Below are 17237 nucleotides of genomic sequence, written 5' to 3' on the forward strand. Positions count from 1 at the left end.
GAAATAAATGCTATCTGTAAGTCAGTTGTCTATAGATTATGGCAGTAATCGTGTTGTGAGCGATTTAAATCTAACACTTGGTGAAAACGAAATTCTAATGCTTGTTGGCCCCACCGGATGCGGTAAAAGTACAATATTACAAGCACTCGCAGGCTTAATACCCATTTCTGAGGGTGATATAAACGCAGATAAATGGCGTGCAACCCCTAATAAATCAGTGCCTCCTGAGAAGCGCAGTGTAGGTATGGTTTTTCAAGACTTTGCGTTATTTCCGCATTTAACGGTTGAGCAAAATATTTGTTTTAAATTAAAAGATCACAGCGTGGCAGATCATTGGATTAACCTACTTGGTCTTGAAGAGTTTAGGGCTAAGAAACCTGCGACCCTGTCTGGCGGCCAGAAACAACGTGTTGCATTAGCACGTACTCTTGCTCACCAGCCTGACTTTGTATTACTTGATGAGCCGCTATCGAATCTAGACGCCGCGTTAAAAGACATGCTGCGTTGGGATATCCGAAACGCACTAAAAAATGCAGGTGTCCCTGCTATTTGGGTTACCCACGACCAAGAAGAGGCACTATCGGTTGGGGATCGTGTTGGTGTTTTAAAAGGTGGGCAAATACAACAAATTGACACTCCCGAAAAATGCTTTAGTACCCCCGCTAATCGTTTCGTTGCGCGCTTTTTGGGTGAAGCTAGCTTTATAAAAGGCACGTTAAATAATGGCCAAGCGCTTACCGACATTGGTAATGTTCCCGCTCACGGTGTTGACTGCGCTCAAGGCGATGTTGATGTATTATTGCGTCCAGACGATGTATTATTAGTGCAAAGCAGCGTAGGTAATAATGGCGAAGTTATTTGGGTACGTTTTGAAGGCGGAAGCCGGTTATGCGCAATTAAACTCGCCTGTGGTACTGTAGTTACTAGCCGTGTGAGTCATGAAGTGGTTGTTCACCCTGGTGATAACGTGCATGTTTCGCTAAGCACTTCTCATCCACTGGCGGCATTTAAAAGCTAGCGGATTAACCATGTTACTTTGGAGGAAACTATGAACGGACCAAACCCAAATAACCCATCTCCAATGCCAGGGTTTCCTCAAGTAGGTTATTTAAAAAATTTTATTACCTCACCTAATATAGAAGTGGGTGATTATACGTATTACGACGACCCTGATGGGCCTGAACACTTCGAAAAAAACGTACTTTATCATTTCGATTTTATTGGCGACAAACTTATTATTGGGAAGTTTTGCGCCATAGCAAAAGATGTAACGTTTATAATGAATGGGGCTAATCATCAAAGTGCTGGTTTTTCTACCTACCCTTTTTTTATATTTGGTAACGGGTGGGAAAAGTCTGCACCCCAACCAGGTGATTTACCTTTTAAAGGCGATACTGAAATAGGTAATGATGTGTGGATTGGCTATAACGCCACTATCATGCCTGGGGTAAAAATAGGAAGTGGCGCAATCATTGCCAGTAAATCGGTAGTGACCAGCGATGTACCAGCTTATGTCGTCGTTGGTGGTAATCCAGCAAAAATAATCAAACAGCGTTTTGACGATAAAACGGTTAATGCACTGCTATCTATTGCATGGTGGGATTGGAGCAGTGACAAAATCACTGCTCATTTAGATGCTATAACTCAAAATAATTTAGACTTACTGTCTAAACTATAACACTACCATTCAAACATATACGCCATTTTACTAATGGTTTTAAGCGGCACGTTATGCGAATTGCGTTTAGCGTATAAGTGCTGCATAGATTTATCTTTTACTTCACCCACTATCACTTCTTTAACTTGGTAACCTAAGGCAACAGCTGCTTGAGTGTATGCAACAAACTCCCATTTTTTTATATTGGTGTTGTCTACAATCACGAGCGGAATATCTTGTGCGAGCGCTTGAATAAAACGCGCTAAATTTAAATTATGGTATTGCGGTAATTTAAATTTATCAAAATGATATTCGCCCTGCTCATTTAAAAAATAATCGTCTGTTGAGCAAATTAAGTATTGGCTTTCATCTGCAGTCGCTAATTCGTCTGCTAAATTTTGTGCATAATACGACTTACCGCTTCCAGGTAGTCCACGTAAAATAAAAACTTGTTTCATAGCATCCATTTCTAAAGTAATGGTCAGTATTGAGTAATCAAAGAATATATAATGCCACAAAATCACTAAATTTCAGAGAAGCAAATTACAAACATAGTCATTTGTGCCTAAAAATTGACTAAAAATAAACCGCATTGATAAAAACTTATAAAGAGTTGCCCGCAATAGTTTTTTTATTTTACTTTACTAGGTAAGATACAGGGTTCTAGTACAGCACCATCTATAAATAAAATATGATTTATATACTGTACATATTTAAATAAATAAAGTTAGGCAACTTATATCATTGGAGTGAAGATGAGCCATTTAGCGATTTCAGAGCTATTAAAAGGCAATGTTGCGGTAGACAGCCAAGTAACAATTAAGGGCTGGATCCGTACTCGCCGCGATTCAAAAGCAGGAATTTCATTTTTAGCCGTTCATGACGGTTCGTGTTTTGATCCTATTCAAGCGGTAGTTCCTAATTCACTAAATAATTATGATGAAGTTACTAGCTTAACAGCCGGTTGTTCTGTATCGGTTACTGGTGTTTTAGTTCAATCTGCGGGTAAAGGCCAATCGTTTGAAATTCAAGCGAATACGGTCACTGTATTAGGTTGGGTAGAAAACCCAGATTCATACCCAATGTCGGCAAAACGCCACAGCATTGAGTACTTACGTGAGCACGCTCACCTTCGCCCTCGTACAAATATGATTGGCGCGGTAACTCGTGTACGTAACTGTTTAGCTCAAGCCATTCACCGTTTTTACCACGAGCAAGGTTACTACTGGATCAGCACACCTATTATCACAGCAAGTGACTGTGAAGGCGCTGGTGAAATGTTCCGTGTATCTACACTTGATATGCAAAACTTACCGCGTACAGATAAAGGCGATGTTGATTACAGTGAAGACTTTTTTGGAAAAGAAGCATTCTTAACTGTATCTGGCCAGTTAAACGGCGAAACTTACGCGTCTGCAATGTCAAAAATTTATACGTTTGGCCCGACTTTCCGTGCAGAAAACTCAAATACTTCACGCCACTTGGCTGAGTTTTGGATGGTTGAACCTGAAGTAGCGTTTGCAGATTTAGAAGATATTGCAAAGCTTGCTGAAAACATGCTTAAGTACGTATTTAAAGCGGTACTTGAAGAGCGCCGTGACGACATGGAGTTTTTTGCTCAACGTATCGAAAAAACTGCGATTAGCCGTTTAGAAGAATTTGTTGAAAAAGACTTTGCACAAGTTGATTACACAGACGCAGTCGAAATTCTTAAAAACTGCGGTAAGAAATTTGAGTTTAATGTTGAATGGGGTGTAGATTTACAGTCTGAGCACGAACGTTACCTAGCAGAAGAACACTTTAAAGCACCGGTAGTAATTAAAAACTACCCACGTGATATTAAAGCATTTTACATGCGCCAAAACGAAGACGGCAAAACCGTTGCCGCTATGGACGTAGTTGCACCGGGTATTGGTGAAATCATTGGTGGTTCTCAACGTGAAGAGCGCCTTGATGTACTTGATGCGCGCCTTGAAGAAATGGGCTTAAACAAAGAAGATTACAGCTGGTACCGCGACCTACGTAAATACGGTAGTGTGCCACATTCAGGCTTTGGTTTAGGTTTTGAACGCTTAGTTGCTTATGTAACAGGTATGGGCAATGTACGTGACGTAATCGCCTTCCCTCGTACGAAAGGCAGCGCAACGTACTAAATTAGTATTTAATAAATTGTTTAAATGTTAAAAACCAGCCAATTGGCTGGTTTTTTTATGACAATAACTTAGCGTAAAAAAAGCCGCAGCACCCAAATGGCACCACGGCTTTCAACCAGAATAGTTTTAATAAATGGTTATAGTGCGCTTTCTAATTGCGGTAACACATCAAATAAATCGGCAACGAGTCCATAGTCTGCAACCTGAAAAATAGGTGCATCGGGATCTTTGTTAATTGCAACAATCACTTTTGAGTCTTTCATACCTGCTAGGTGTTGAATGGCACCACTAATACCCACTGCGATATATAAGTTAGGCGCTACAATTTTACCTGTTTGCCCTACTTGCATATCATTAGGTACAAAGCCTGCGTCTACCGCAGCGCGCGATGCACCAATAGCAGCACCTAATTTATCGGCTATACCATTTAAAAGAGCGAAATTTTCGCCATTTTGCATACCACGACCGCCAGATATAACCACCTCAGCAGCGGTAAGTTCTGGGCGCTCTGACTCAGTTTGCTCAACGCTTACAAACGTACTTAACTGTGAGTCCGATACTGTATCTAAAGTATTAATACTTACAGCGGCTTGCTCGCCTTGTAAATCAAAACTACTTGCGCGAACGGTAATCACCTTTTTAGCATCAAGTGATTTTACAGTCGCAATAGCGTTACCGGCATAAATTGGGCGTTTAAACGTATCAGCATCTATTACATCAATAATTTCAGATATTTGTGCTACATCTAAAAGGGCCGCAACACGTGGCATAAAATTTTTGCCTGTGGTAGTTGCACTTGCCACAATATGACTGTAGTTGTCAGTTAACGACATAACTAAATCGGTCATACTTTCTGCTAGTTGATGTCCATAAGCTGCATTATCTGCAACAAGCACACTCGCAACGCCTTCTATACTTGAAATAGTCTCACTCATATTGGCGATGTTTTCACCGGCCACTAATACATCAACAGGAAAACCCATTTTAATAGCCGCATTAATTGTTTTTGAGGTTTCTGGTTTTAAGGCACCGTTGTCGTGCTCTGCAATTACAAGTGTTTTCATTTAAATCACCTTTGCCTCTGTTTTTAATTTTTCTACAAGTTGTGCAACGTCTTCCACAATAATGCCACCACTACGTTTAGCCGGTTCTTCTACGCTAACAAGCTGAATACGAGGTGTTAAATCTACACCTAAAGAGTCTGCAGCTATTACATCAAGCGGCTTGCGTTTTGCTTTCATTATATTGGGTAGTGATGCATAACGTGGTTCGTTCAAACGTAAATCTGTAGTGATAATGGCTGGCAATGAAAGTGCGACCGTTTGCAAACCGCCGTCTACTTCGCGCGTAACATTTACTTTTCCATCAGCGACGACCACTTTAGACGCAAACGTACCTTGCCCACGATTAGTTAATGCTGCAAGCATTTGACCCGTTTGGTTATTGTCTGAATCAATCGACTGCTTTCCTAAAATAACAAGTTCTGGCGCTTCTTGCTCTACAATTTTCGCGAGTAATTTTGCAATGTGTAATGACTCTAATTTTTCATCGGTTTCGATGTGGATTGCTTTATCTGCACCCAGTGCAAGCGCTGTGCGTAGTTGTTCTTGCGATGTTTTAGCGCCAATAGTAACAGCTACAACTTCAGTGGCTGTACCAGCTTCTTTTAAGCGAATAGCTTCTTCAATTGCAATTTCACAAAATGGGTTCATCGCCATTTTAACGTTCGTTAAATCTACATCGCTGTTGTCACTTTTGACACGCGCTTTTACGTTGTAATCTATAACGCGTTTTATTGGTACAAGAACTTTCATAGGAACTCCATAATTATTTAAACCTACAACCTAACGTGTACGTCAACCTATTTATTTTATGAAATCAGACTACTTCCTGTTGACGTAAACGTCAACCTAAAATAACCTTTAACTATTCACAGCCTGTAACGAAAAATTGGCATTGTAATAAATAGGCTGAATACCTTATTCAAATACTGAGGCAGTATTGAGTGAGTCCGTCATAAATAAAGAGGTTATTATGGTCGAACGTGAAACCATGGAATTTGATGTAGTTGTTGTAGGCGCTGGACCTGCGGGACTTGCTAGTGCAATAAAACTCGCACAACTTGCACAAGAAAAACAACAAGAGTGCATGATTTGTGTTGTAGAAAAAGGCTCAGAAGTTGGCGCGCATGTTCTATCGGGCGCTGTTTTTGAAACAAAAGCGTTAGATGAATTACTACCAAATTGGCAAGAGCAAGGTGCGCCAGTAACTACAAAAGTAACCAATGATGAAATTTATTGGTTTAATAACGAAGAAAAAGCAACATCAATCCCCCACTTTGCTACGCCTAAAACATTTCATAATAATGGTAACTACATTGTTTCAATGGGTAACGTATGCCGGTGGCTTGCAGAGCAAGCTGAAAGTTTAGGCGTAGAAATATTTCCAGGCTTTAGCGCGCATTCACTTATTATTGAAGACGACGCAGTAAAAGGTATTGTTACGGGTGACATGGGCGTTGATAAAGAGGGTAATGAAAAAGATGGCTACATGCCAGGCATGGAACTAAGAGCTAAATATACTATTTTTGCTGAGGGCTGCCGAGGCCATTTAGGCAAACAACTTATAAACCAGTTTGCACTTGATGCTGACTCATCGCCTCAACATTATGGCTTAGGCTTTAAAGAAATATGGCAAGTAGATGAGTCTAAGCATCAACAAGGTAAAGTAGTTCATGGCACAGGTTGGCCGTTAAGTGGTGATACGAGCGGTGGTGCATTTATGTATCATAGCGAAAATAATCAGGTCGTTGTTGGCTTAATTGTTGATTTAAATTACACAAACCCGCATTTAAGTCCGTTTGATGAATTCCAGCGAATGAAACATCATCCTGTTTTTAAACAGGTACTTGAAGGCGGTGAGCGTATTGCTTATGGCGCGCGTGCTATTGCAAAAGGTGGATTACACTCTTTACCTAAAATGCACTTTCCAGGTGGGTTATTAGTAGGCTGTGATGCAGGCACTTTAAATTTTGCAAAAATTAAGGGAAATCACACAGCAATGAAATCGGGCATGATAGCCGCTGAAGTCATTTTTGAAGCATTAGAAAATGAACAAGCTAATACTGATTTAGTAAATTACCACACGCAGTTTGAACAATCTTGGGCTTATAAAGAGCTTTATCAGTCTCGTAATTTTGGTCCGGTGATGCATAAGCTAGGTAAATTTTTAGGGGGTGCATATAACACGCTCGATCAAAATGTATTCAACGGTGCTTTACCATTTACCTTTAAAGATGATGTACCAGATTACTCTACGCTGGTTGATGCTAACATTGCTAAAAAAATAACTTACCCTAAGCCTGATGGTTCACTTAGTTTTGATAAACTTTCAAGTGTGTTTTTATCAAACACTAACCATGAAGAGTCTCAACCTTGTCACCTAAAACTTAAAAACACAGCAATACCAATAAAAGTTAATCTTGTGAAATTTGATGAACCTGCGCAGCGCTATTGCCCAGCAGGTGTTTATGAGGTGCAAGAAATAGAGGGTAACAACGAGTTTGTAATAAATGCACAAAACTGTGTTCACTGTAAAACCTGTGACATTAAAGATCCGAGCCAAAACATCACGTGGGTTACCCCAGAGGGCGCTGGCGGCCCTAATTACCCCAATATGTAATATCTTTTACATATAAATAATAAACATATCCTAAATTGCAGGGGCTTCGGCCCCTTTTTTGCGCTATGCTGATTGTATAACTAATAAAAAGAGTAAAGCTTATGCCGTCGTCAAATGTTGTTTTTCGTTTTTTAGCAGAACCTACCGACGTTAATTTTGGTGGGAAGGTACATGGTGGTGTGGTTATGAAGTGGATTGACCAAGCTGGCTATGCCTGTGCTGCTGGCTGGAGTGGTCATTATTGTGTAACCGTATCGGTGGCAGGTGTTAAATTTAGACGCCCTATTCTGGTTGGTCAAATAGTAGAAGTGGAAGCTAAAATTGCACATACCGGTAAAACAAGTATGCAAATATTTATACAAGTTCGGTGTGGCGACCCTAAAACACAGAACATGGTTGAAACAAATCACTGTGTAATAAGCTTTGTTGCCATGGATGAAACGGGTTATCCCGTTGCAGTGCCAGAGTTTAAAGCGATTACCAATGAAGATATAAAATTAGAAAACTACGCAATTAAAATGAAAGAAATTGCGATTGAAACCGAAAACTTACTTCATCAAGTGTAATTACGCATTAGCTAATTTTTGTACTGTAAAAATCACCTAATGCTTTGTAAAAAATACAATTTATTTAAAATCGCTAAATCTTAGCAGTTAGCGATTTGTTTAATAAAAAACCTAAACAACCCAAATAACTAATCCAAAAATACTAGTTCAGCTGTTTTAGTAATCAATTTAATCATTGGCATGTTCACTGCAAATAAGTAATTGAAGTTTGAAAAATCAAACCATTTTATTTTTTAAAGGAGCTATTTAATGATTAAATCACTTTCACTTTCAGCACTAGCGCTAGCAACACTTGGTTTTAACTCTGCGGCGCAGGCAGATATTTCCGATTTTGATTCTCCACGTATTTATACCGGTATAGGTTACGGACAGTACTCTTTTGAGTTTGAAGACAGTGAAAACGATACTGATTTTGATGATGACGCACAAATGCTCAAAGGATATGTTGGTACGCAATTTAATGAATATTTAAGTGTAGAGCTGGCTTATCAAAACTTTGATGAAGTTAGCGACATTGACAGTAAAGCTGAAATTGACGGCGTGTCATTGGCCGCGCGTTTAGGTATCCCATTAACTGAGAGCTTTTCGGTTTATGCCAAAGGTGGTTGGTTAGAATGGGATGCAGATATAAAACAAGAACTCCCTGTTGGAAGCGTTTCTACTTCACAAGACGGCGGTGACGCATTTTATGGTGCAGGTTTAGAATTTGCTTTTTCTAGCAATGTGCAAATGCGTTTAGAGTACGAGCGTTACAAACTAGACGATGATATTGATCCTGATATGGATGTAGCATCAGTGTCACTGCAATACATGTTTTAAACTATAAACAGGCTGTTTAACAAAGGTAAGCTTAGGCTTACCTTTTTCTACTTCATATAAACCACTCAGTCTAAAAGCTATTTTAAACCACTTAGTCTAATTAAATAAATTGCTCTGCTGTGATGCGATTGCCTGCAAATAAAGGTAGAATGCCCGCCTGTTCTATTTGTACTTGAGTAACATGAGCGACTACAGCATTTCGGCCGTTGGCCACATACAATCTCCCTATAAACAAAAGTTTGCCATACCAAGACAACCTCGTTTAGTACCTGAAGCCAAAGCAAAACTTATTTTTGCGCCTGATTTTAACCGCGAAGAATTTTTACGCGGTATTGATGAATTTACCCACATTTGGTTATTGTTTCGCTTTCATGAAACCGCAGATAAAGGCTACTCGCCCATGGTACGCCCTCCTCGCTTAGGCGGTAATGAACGCAAAGGTGTATTTGCTACTCGTGCTACTTTCAGACCAAATGCCATTGGTATGAGTGCAGTAAAGCTTGAAGGTATAGAATATAAAAATGGCCAACTCAGTTTATTACTTGCCGGAATAGACCTGCTCGATGGCACGCCCATCATTGACATAAAACCCTACTTGCCCTACTCAGATGCCATGCTTGACGCAAGTGCGGGCTTTGCAGATACACGCCCAGAAACACACATGAGCGTAGAGTTTACACCTGAAGTGACTTTATTCATTGAGCAGCAAACTAAATACCCTGATTTATTAAACTTTATTAGTAATGTTTTAAAACAAGATCCACGCCCTGCTTACAAAAAACAAAAAGACGGCGAGCAGAGCTATGGAATGACATTGTATGATTACAATATACGCTGGCAAGTTAATGGCGAGCACAACCTAGTAACAAGTATAGAAAAAAGCTAAATAACTCACTTAGCGCTTTTGTGTAAAAGCAACCGCTGGTAAACTTAAGCTCTATTAAAAGAACATATTACTCTATTTCGGAAAAATAATGCGTACCAGTCAATATATACTCGCAACACTTAAAGAAACGCCTTCAGATGCTGAAATTGTATCGCATCAGTTAATGCTTAGAGCCGGTATGATCCGCCGCGTCGCTTCGGGTTTATACACTTGGTTACCCTCTGGTTTACGCGTTTTGCGTAAAGTTGAAAACATTGTTCGTGAAGAAATGGACAAAGCAGGCGCAATAGAAATGCTGATGCCTGTGATACAACCTGCTGATTTATGGGAAGAGTCAGGCCGTTGGAGCGAGTTTGGTCCAGAGCTAATGCGCTTTACAGACCGTCATAATCGTGAATTTGCCCTTGGTCCAACACATGAAGAAGTAATCACTGATTTTGTTCGTAAAGAAGTGAATAGCTATAAACAGTTACCGCTTACTTTATATCAAGTACAAACTAAAGTACGTGACGAAAGACGCCCTCGTTTTGGTGTTATGCGCGCACGCGAATTCACCATGAAAGATGCTTATTCGTTTCATTTAAGCGAAGAATGTTTAAATAATACGTATCAAGCAATGCACAAAGCATACTGTAATATTTTTGAACGTTTAGGCCTAGATTATCGCCCTGTAATTGCCGATACAGGCTCTATTGGTGGTAGTGTATCTCACGAATTCCATGTTTTAGCCGAATCAGGTGAAGACGCTATCGCATTTAGTGATGGTAGCGATTACGCCGCTAATATTGAAAAAGCGGAAGCTCTTGCCCCAACAGAGCCTCGTGCTGATGCGACAAAAGAATTAAAAGCGTTCCCGACTCCAGATGCTAAAACAATTGAAGAGCTTAAAAAGCATTACGGTGTTAAACCACATCGTAGTGTTAAAACTTTAATTGTTTATGGTGCCCCAGATGAAAACGAACAACGTGGTTTAGTTGCCCTTGTTATTCGTGGCGATCACGAGTTAAACGAGTTGAAAGCTGAAAAGCACCCTCTTGTTGACTCACCGCTTGAAATGGCAAAAGAAGCAGACATCATTGCTGCAATCGGTGCAAAACCAGGTTCACTGGGTCCTGTAGGATTAACAATGCCAATTATTGTTGACCGTACAGCAAACGTAATGGCTGACTTTGTAGCCGGTGCTAATAAAGACGATGAACACTTTAGCGGCATAAACTGGGACCGTGATGTAACTAACTACGACGTTGCTGATATTCGTAACATTGTAGAAGGCGATCCTAGCCCTTGCGGCCAAGGCACATTACAAATTAAACGTGGTGTTGAAGTAGGCCATATATTCCAACTTGGCACAAAATATTCAGAAGCCATGAAAGCAGGCGTATTAAACGAAGATGGCAAAAACCAAACAATGACCATGGGTTGTTACGGTGTGGGTGTATCGCGTATTGTGGCTGCTGCTATTGAGCAAAACAACGATAAGTACGGTATTATTTGGCCGCAGTCTATTGCGCCGTTCGACCTTGCTATTGTACCAATGAACATGCATAAATCGCATCGCATTCCTGATATTGCAAACAACCTTTATCAAGGTTTGAAAGATGCAGGTGTAGATGTGTTATTTGACGATAGAAAAGAGCGCCCAGGTGTCATGTTTAATGATATGGAGCTTGTAGGTGTGCCTTTCACACTTGTAATTGGCGAACGTAACCTGGACGAAAATAAAGTAGAGCTTAAAAATCGTCGCACAGGTGAAAAGCTAATGATTGACATAGATACCGCTATTGAAAGCATTAAAGCAGCTATGCAAGCCTAAACACTTATTCGTTATTCAATAACGTGAATGCAAAAACCGCTTTTGTAGCGGTTTTTTTATAGCTGAGTTTTGTGTCATATAGCTTTACTAAAAGTGTCGTGTAACTGTCATTTTTTCTCTCTAAAGTAATTTATAGTTAACAAAACTAACGAGGGACACTATGAAAGGCGCTGAACAACAAGCTAAATACCCTGCAATATGGATATCAGATGTTCACCTTGGCTATAAAGATTGTAAAGCTGATTATTTACTCGATTTTCTAAGCGCTGTTGAGACTGACGTTTTATATTTAGTGGGCGACATTATTGATTTATGGTCAATGAAGCGCCAATTTTATTGGCACCCCTCTCACTATCAAATACTTAATTGCATTCAACAAAAAGCGGCCAACGGAACACGCGTAATTTATATACCAGGAAACCATGACGAAACCTTTAGAAACTATATAAATCAAACCCTATTTGGTATAGAGGTCCACCAGCAGTATATTCATGTAACTCAAGCCAATAAACGCTTTTTGCTCGTTCACGGCGATGACTTTGATAGCGCAACTCGTTATAACAAAATTATTAGCATTGCAGGCGATGCAGGCTACGATTTGCTTTTATTTTTAAATCGTTGGAGCAATAAAATAAGAAAGTTGTTTGGGGGTAATTATTGGTCGTTAGCGTCGTGGATAAAAGCACGGGTTCATAAGGCACGCGAAGCAATAAATGCATTTGAAGACGCAGCTATTCATGAGGCAAAAAAACAAAACGTAGACGGAATTATTTGTGGGCATATACACCACCCTAAAATAAAAGTGTGCGACGGCATAGTGTATTGTAACGACGGCGATTGGATAGAAAACTGCACCGCCTTAGTAGAACAAGCCGATGGAAAAATAGAACTGCTTCACTGGTCAGATACACACACAGTTTTAGACAGCGCCGACATACCTAACATTTCATCGCCACTGATGAGTAATGACGATGCGAAACCTAAAAAGTCTGCAGCCTAATTGCTGACTTTAAACCAAGTCATAAATTTTAACCCTTGTTGACGGTCTTAAACAAAAAAGCATCACTTAAGTGATGCTTTTTTAAGATGAGTAGCACACTATCTAAATAGTACATCTTCTCGGTTAAACCATTTAACACAAAATGCGAGTAACGCACCTGCAATAAGAGCGGTTGCTAAAAATATGAGCCCTACAAACGTGTAATCTACAGTGCCTTTAATTATGTCTTTAATGGCTAATGCAACGTTGGTTACCGGAATAAACGCGGTTTTAGCAGTCAATTCCATATTTGGCATTATTGAAATAATAATAGGGAAAAACACCCCCATACTTAAAGGAGCCATGTAGTTTTGTGCTTCTTTAAATGTACGTGCATAAATTGAGATAGCTAACGCTAAAGAAGAGAATATGGCAGCCAATGGCAGTAATAATACAAAAATCATCAGCAAATCGGTAACCGCCAAAGTACTAAATGCCGTTTTTATAAAGTCTAAGTCTGCGAACGCCAGTGCAACTGCAACCCAACACCCCATACTCACAACCGTAATAGTGGTTGATGCAATAGAGGTGGTCAGTAATGTTATAAATTTACCTAATACCAGCTCTGTGCGTGTTATGGGTGTAAGTAACAATGTTTCTAATGTTCCGCGCTCTTTTTCACCGGCACCTAAGTCAATTGCTGGGTAAGTAGCCCCCATTAAAACCAATGGAATAAGTAAATAAGGTAAAAAACCACCTATTTTTTCACCTAAGTTTTCGCGTTTATCGGCTGTATCTACTTTTACAACTTCAATAGGGTTAAGAATAGCTTTATGCGAAGACTCTTCTATCCCAAAGCTTTTTAATTTTTCGGCTTGCAATACGTCGCTGTATTCTTGAGCCAGTTCTTTAACTCGTTTGAATAAAAAATTTATTGATTTAGCATCGTTAAATACAACTTGCCATTTGCTTTGCTCGCCGCTGTCGAGCGCTCTTACGGCATTACTTGGCAAGTAAATACCCATATCTATGTCGCCGGCTGTAACACCCGCTTTAAGCTCTTCTATTGTATTAAAGGTTTTGCTGCCTTTATAAAGTTCAAAGCTTTTATGGTAAAACACTTTGTCGGTAAATTCTGGTGCGTATTCGCCGTTAATAATAACGTATGTATTAACTTTTTGGTCAGCTTCAAGTGCCGCTTGCGAACTAATAAAAGCCATAACAGCAAAAATTATTGGGAAAATAAGTACTGGCAGCGCCACAACAAACATAAGCGTTTTTTTGTCGCGAAGGAGCTCTTTTAATTCCTTTTTATATACTTCAAACATTATGCTTCTCCGTTAAAATGTTCATAAACGCTTGGTTTAACTCTTCACTGTTACCTGTTTGTTTAAACTCTTCAACTGTGCCATCAAAGCAGCTTATTCCTTCATTAATTACCGCTACGCGGTCACATAACAATGCAACTTCATCTAAATGATGGGTAGAAAAAATAACCGGAGTACCTTGTGCTTTTAAACCTTTGATAAATTCGATCACTGTTTGTGTGGTCATAATATCTAGGCCTGTTGTGGGTTCATCGAGAACAACCACTTTTGGACGATGTACAACTGCACGGGCTATATTTGCTTTTTGCTTCATACCTGTTGATAAATTTTCAGCGCGTTTATCTATAAATTTATGCATATCAAGTAATGTGAAAAGCTCGTCACAACGTGAGGCTATATCGCTTTTTTTCATCCCGTGGAGTTTAGCAAAATATTCAATATTTTCTTTTACGGTTAAACGCCCGTATAAACCGGTAGAGCCTGATAAGAAGCCGATAGACTTGCGTCCTAAAAGAGGTTTTTTAACAATATCGTTGCCAGCAATTGTAATAGAGCCTTCATCGGGCTTTAATGCCGTTGAGATCATTCTTAACGTGGTTGTTTTACCTGCGCCATTAGGGCCTAACAGTCCTAATACTTCGCCTTCAGCGCAGCGAAAACTGACATCTCGTACTGAATGAAAGTAGTCTTTATCTTCACGCGGGTCGATATCGTCTACTTTATTTTTTTTATGGTCTTTCGTCAGCTTAAAACGTTTTTTAAGCCCGGCAACTTCTATCATGCGCATGTCCTTCGTTTGGGTCTAAAGTAATCCGGATTATTGTAAAATGTGTCGTTTTCATTGTCTTCATGCCAGCCAGGTACACCTAATATTGGTAATGGCGAAAGCTCTGAGTTATCGGCTAAGCAATGATCTATTTTAATCTTCTCATAAAGTACTTGATCAAGGTACTGGTATTGCGTTGCTAAATCTTTACAAAATATTTCATCGGGCACATTTATGAATAATGCTTTACCTGTTAGCCCTATATAGGGGCGAGTCAACATTTCGTAATTGGCATGGCCAAACATAAATGCATGAATTGACTGCCCCCACTCATGACGGTGCTCTACAAATGCTTTGTGCCATTGATGATCACGCAGCCAGGTTTGCCACTTACTGTCACTAATGGCAAGTACAACACCACATTCATCAAATAGTGTGAGTGCGTTTCTGTGTTTGGTGCGCTTAGTTAAACCATATTCGGCAATGTCCTGAACATGCCGATGATTTATAAGTGATTTTGTTTTAGGAAATAAGCACCAAATAAAACCACCGAATAGATCGTGCCAATTTTCTGTCCGTGTAGGTACTTCACCTGTTTCAAAAATAACTTGTTCGTAATAGCGATCTGCAAAGTCTATTTGTGCATCGTCAACAAACTGTATCGGTAAATTATTCTCGTTCGTTGCGTTTAAATAAGGAGTAAACCATTTAGGTGAAGGCCATTGAGTTTGCTCATTAAGTTTAAACAAGCTATTTAGGTGATCAAATGCACCCGTTCTTAGGCAATTGGGTTGCCATTGTTCAGGAGGAGTAAAACGCTTCATTATTATGACTTTCTAACTTGTATAGGCCTTTAATTTTGTAACAGTTTACCGCAAAAACTAGCCCTACTTAATAGAAGTTAATATACTAATTTAATCTTAAAACAATAATCGAGTTAATATGAAACGCAATTTTTATCTTACACTCCTTGCTGGCGCTGTTTTAGCTGGCTGTGCAACAACAAGCATTACCCCATCAGATGTTACCAATGGCTATAACAGTATTAAAGCCGATGAATTAGCAAAACACATAAAAGTATTGGCATCTGACGAATTTGGTGGTCGAGCACCTTCTTCACCGGGTGAAAAGCTAACATTAGATTATTTAACAACCCAATTTAAAGCATTGGGTTTTGAGCCTGGAAATGGAAATAGCTTTTTACAAGAGGTACCCCTTGTATCACTTGAAGCTGATTCAAATATGGTTTTATCAATTGGTGGCAAAGATTACCAATACAAAAAAGACATGGTTATGGGAAGTAGCCGCATTAGTGAAAAAGAAGGCATTGAAAACTCTGAGCTTGTTTTTGTAGGCTACGGCGTTAATGCACCAGAGTATAACTGGAACGACTACGAAGGGATTGACGTAAAAGGTAAAACCGTGGTCATGCTAGTAAACGATCCTGGTTTTGCAACTAAAGATCTGGCTTTATTTACTGGCGACGCAATGACTTATTATGGTCGTTGGACCTACAAATATGAAGAGGCAAGTCGCCAAGGTGCTGCAGGCGCTATTATTATTCACGAAACAGCCCCCGCTTCATATCCTTGGTCGGTTGTAGAGAACTCGTGGAGTGGTGAGCAATTTGGTTTTCAAAAAGAAAACAACAATATGGATCGTGTTGCTGTTGAAGGCTGGGTAACAACTGATGTAGCTAAAGAGCTTTTCAGTAAAGCTGGTTTAGATTTTGATACCGTTAAACAAAATGCTGCTAAGGGTGCTTATCATGTTGATATGGGTGATTTAACCGCCTCTGTTAATGTGAGCAATACAATTAAAACGTCAGTGTCTTATAACTTTATTGCGACATTACCGGGCAGCGAATTGCCAGATGAGCATGTAATATATTCAGCGCATTGGGATCACTTAGGCACAGATACAAGCCGTAAAGGTGACCAAATTTATAACGGGGCTCACGATAACGCAACGGGTACTGCAGGCTTAATAGAAGTTGCAGAGGCATTTACTAAATTACCTAAGCACCCTAGCCGTTCAATAACGTTTTTAGCAGTAACTGCTGAAGAGCAAGGGTTACTTGGCTCTAAGTATTACGCCGCAAACCCTGTTATTGCAGCTAACAAGACGGTTGCTAATATAAACATGGATAGCTTAAATTTATTAGGCAAAGTGAAAGATATGAGTGTGGTAGGCATTGGTAAGTCTCAAATGGATGAGTTTTTAGCTAATGCAGCAAAAGAGCAAGCTAGAACTTTATCGGGCGATCCTAAACCATCGTCGGGTGGTTATTACCGTTCTGATCATTTTGCGTTTGCCAATATGGGCATACCTGCAATGTACGCTGGTGGTGGTACTCAAGCAGCGGATGAAGAAACAGCCAATTATCGCAAGCGAATGAGCTTAGTATTACGCGGTTGTTACCACCAGCCTTGTGACCGTTACCGCGATGAGTGGGATTTATCGGGCGCTGTTCAAGACTTACAATTATTTTATAAAGTAGGTTTTGATATTTCTGAGCAAGAGCAATGGCCTACTTGGAATTCAAATTCAGAATTTCAACGCAAATAGCCTAGAATTTAATATCGAAAA

General features: G+C 39.7%; 16 protein-coding genes. 10 read left to right on the plus strand and 6 right to left on the minus strand.

The features are described from left to right. The first annotated feature begins 7 nt into the window (after positions 1-7). Together ACFI34_RS00400 and ACFI34_RS00405 are read left to right on the plus strand one after the other, a co-directional pair. Positions 8-1018 carry an ABC transporter ATP-binding protein gene (locus ACFI34_RS00400; protein WP_462671992.1) on the plus strand — a complete coding sequence of 337 codons (1011 nt, stop codon included), beginning with the start codon at positions 8-10 and terminating at the stop codon, positions 1016-1018. 30 nt (positions 1019-1048) lie between these two features. Continuing rightward, positions 1049-1678 (plus strand): Vat family streptogramin A O-acetyltransferase, encoded by a 630-nt coding sequence (locus tag ACFI34_RS00405; RefSeq protein WP_462671993.1) that lies wholly within the window; start codon positions 1049-1051, stop codon positions 1676-1678. A gap of 2 nt (positions 1679-1680) precedes the next feature. Here ACFI34_RS00405 and ACFI34_RS00410 read toward each other — a convergent pair whose 3' ends face one another. After that, positions 1681-2115, minus strand: a complete 435-nt coding sequence (locus ACFI34_RS00410) for an ATP-binding protein (RefSeq protein ID WP_008131176.1) — start codon at positions 2113-2115, stop codon at positions 1681-1683. Positions 2116-2412: 297 nt separating this feature from the next. Between ACFI34_RS00410 and asnS the strand changes: the two genes are divergently transcribed. After that, the gene (asnS, locus tag ACFI34_RS00415) at positions 2413-3810 is read left to right on the plus strand and encodes an asparagine--tRNA ligase (protein ID WP_305399486.1); all 1398 of its coding nucleotides are present in this window, start codon (positions 2413-2415) and stop codon (positions 3808-3810) included. A gap of 137 nt (positions 3811-3947) precedes the next feature. Here the strand turns inward: asnS and ACFI34_RS00420 are convergent, their stop codons facing one another. After that, entirely contained in the window at positions 3948-4874 is a 927-nt protein-coding gene (locus tag ACFI34_RS00420) for an electron transfer flavoprotein subunit alpha/FixB family protein (protein WP_462671994.1), read from the minus strand. Continuing rightward, on the minus strand, positions 4875-5624 hold the full coding sequence (locus tag ACFI34_RS00425) for an electron transfer flavoprotein subunit beta/FixA family protein (protein WP_006793021.1): 750 nt from the start codon (positions 5622-5624) through the stop codon (positions 4875-4877). A gap of 220 nt (positions 5625-5844) precedes the next feature. Between ACFI34_RS00425 and ACFI34_RS00430 the strand changes: the two genes are divergently transcribed. The 6 genes from ACFI34_RS00430 (at position 5845) to ACFI34_RS00455 (ending at position 12575) form a co-directional block, all read left to right on the plus strand. Then, positions 5845-7491 (plus strand): electron transfer flavoprotein-ubiquinone oxidoreductase, encoded by a 1647-nt coding sequence (locus ACFI34_RS00430; RefSeq protein WP_462671995.1) that lies wholly within the window; start codon positions 5845-5847, stop codon positions 7489-7491. Positions 7492-7592: 101 nt separating this feature from the next. After that, positions 7593-8057 carry an acyl-CoA thioesterase gene (locus tag ACFI34_RS00435; protein ID WP_058553217.1) on the plus strand — a complete coding sequence of 155 codons (465 nt, stop codon included), beginning with the start codon at positions 7593-7595 and terminating at the stop codon, positions 8055-8057. A 249-nt stretch (positions 8058-8306) separates the two neighbouring features. Next, positions 8307-8876, plus strand: coding sequence for an outer membrane beta-barrel protein (locus ACFI34_RS00440; protein ID WP_008131186.1), 570 nt, complete (start codon positions 8307-8309; stop codon positions 8874-8876). A gap of 181 nt (positions 8877-9057) precedes the next feature. After that, the gene (tsaA, locus tag ACFI34_RS00445; protein ID WP_462671996.1) at positions 9058-9762 is read left to right on the plus strand and encodes a tRNA (N6-threonylcarbamoyladenosine(37)-N6)-methyltransferase TrmO; all 705 of its coding nucleotides are present in this window, start codon (positions 9058-9060) and stop codon (positions 9760-9762) included. Positions 9763-9850: 88 nt separating this feature from the next. Then, complete coding sequence (locus ACFI34_RS00450; protein WP_462671997.1) at positions 9851-11575, plus strand: proline--tRNA ligase; 1725 nt, start codon at positions 9851-9853, stop codon at positions 11573-11575. Positions 11576-11735: 160 nt separating this feature from the next. Further along, positions 11736-12575 carry a UDP-2,3-diacylglucosamine diphosphatase gene (locus tag ACFI34_RS00455; RefSeq protein ID WP_462671998.1) on the plus strand — a complete coding sequence of 280 codons (840 nt, stop codon included), beginning with the start codon at positions 11736-11738 and terminating at the stop codon, positions 12573-12575. A 98-nt stretch (positions 12576-12673) separates the two neighbouring features. On the opposite strand, the gene ACFI34_RS00460 is transcribed toward ACFI34_RS00455, so the two are convergent. The 3 genes from ACFI34_RS00460 to ACFI34_RS00470 are packed head-to-tail and all read right to left on the minus strand — an operon-like array spanning position 12674 to position 15472. Then, a complete protein-coding gene (locus ACFI34_RS00460) occupies positions 12674-13882 on the minus strand; it encodes an ABC transporter permease (RefSeq protein WP_462671999.1) in 1209 nt (402 codons plus the stop codon). Next, complete coding sequence (locus ACFI34_RS00465; protein WP_462672000.1) at positions 13875-14663, minus strand: ABC transporter ATP-binding protein; 789 nt, start codon at positions 14661-14663, stop codon at positions 13875-13877. Before ACFI34_RS00465 ends, ACFI34_RS00460 begins: the two co-directional genes overlap by 8 nt. Beyond that, entirely contained in the window at positions 14660-15472 is an 813-nt protein-coding gene (locus ACFI34_RS00470; RefSeq protein ID WP_462672001.1) for a DUF3025 domain-containing protein, read from the minus strand. The genes ACFI34_RS00465 and ACFI34_RS00470 overlap by 4 nt, the downstream gene beginning before the upstream one ends. A gap of 118 nt (positions 15473-15590) precedes the next feature. Between ACFI34_RS00470 and ACFI34_RS00475 the strand changes: the two genes are divergently transcribed. Continuing rightward, positions 15591-17216 carry a M28 family metallopeptidase gene (locus ACFI34_RS00475; RefSeq protein ID WP_462672002.1) on the plus strand — a complete coding sequence of 542 codons (1626 nt, stop codon included), beginning with the start codon at positions 15591-15593 and terminating at the stop codon, positions 17214-17216. Positions 17217-17237 lie beyond the last annotated feature (21 nt).

It is taken from the genome of Pseudoalteromonas sp. PSi26, from assembly GCF_054960575.1.

Bases quoted from the DNA above. Each gene is read 5' to 3' on its own strand.
- ACFI34_RS00405 (WP_462671993.1), top strand. From the start codon at position 1,049: ATGAACGGACCAAACCCAAATAACCCATCTCCAATGCCAGGGTTTCCT.
- ACFI34_RS00450 (WP_462671997.1), top strand. From the start codon at position 9,851: ATGCGTACCAGTCAATATATACTCGCAACACTTAAAGAAACGCCTTCA.
- ACFI34_RS00420 (WP_462671994.1), bottom strand. From the start codon at position 4,874: ATGAAAACACTTGTAATTGCAGAGCACGACAACGGTGCCTTAAAACCA.
- ACFI34_RS00400 (WP_462671992.1), top strand. From the start codon at position 8: ATGCTATCTGTAAGTCAGTTGTCTATAGATTATGGCAGTAATCGTGTT.
- ACFI34_RS00410 (WP_008131176.1), bottom strand. From the start codon at position 2,115: ATGAAACAAGTTTTTATTTTACGTGGACTACCTGGAAGCGGTAAGTCG.
- ACFI34_RS00425 (WP_006793021.1), bottom strand. From the start codon at position 5,624: ATGAAAGTTCTTGTACCAATAAAACGCGTTATAGATTACAACGTAAAA.
- ACFI34_RS00470 (WP_462672001.1), bottom strand. From the start codon at position 15,472: ATGAAGCGTTTTACTCCTCCTGAACAATGGCAACCCAATTGCCTAAGA.
- tsaA (WP_462671996.1), top strand. From the start codon at position 9,058: ATGAGCGACTACAGCATTTCGGCCGTTGGCCACATACAATCTCCCTAT.
- ACFI34_RS00435 (WP_058553217.1), top strand. From the start codon at position 7,593: ATGCCGTCGTCAAATGTTGTTTTTCGTTTTTTAGCAGAACCTACCGAC.
- ACFI34_RS00460 (WP_462671999.1), bottom strand. From the start codon at position 13,882: ATGTTTGAAGTATATAAAAAGGAATTAAAAGAGCTCCTTCGCGACAAA.
- ACFI34_RS00440 (WP_008131186.1), top strand. From the start codon at position 8,307: ATGATTAAATCACTTTCACTTTCAGCACTAGCGCTAGCAACACTTGGT.
- ACFI34_RS00465 (WP_462672000.1), bottom strand. From the start codon at position 14,663: ATGATAGAAGTTGCCGGGCTTAAAAAACGTTTTAAGCTGACGAAAGAC.
- ACFI34_RS00430 (WP_462671995.1), top strand. From the start codon at position 5,845: ATGGTCGAACGTGAAACCATGGAATTTGATGTAGTTGTTGTAGGCGCT.
- ACFI34_RS00455 (WP_462671998.1), top strand. From the start codon at position 11,736: ATGAAAGGCGCTGAACAACAAGCTAAATACCCTGCAATATGGATATCA.
- asnS (WP_305399486.1), top strand. From the start codon at position 2,413: ATGAGCCATTTAGCGATTTCAGAGCTATTAAAAGGCAATGTTGCGGTA.
- ACFI34_RS00475 (WP_462672002.1), top strand. From the start codon at position 15,591: ATGAAACGCAATTTTTATCTTACACTCCTTGCTGGCGCTGTTTTAGCT.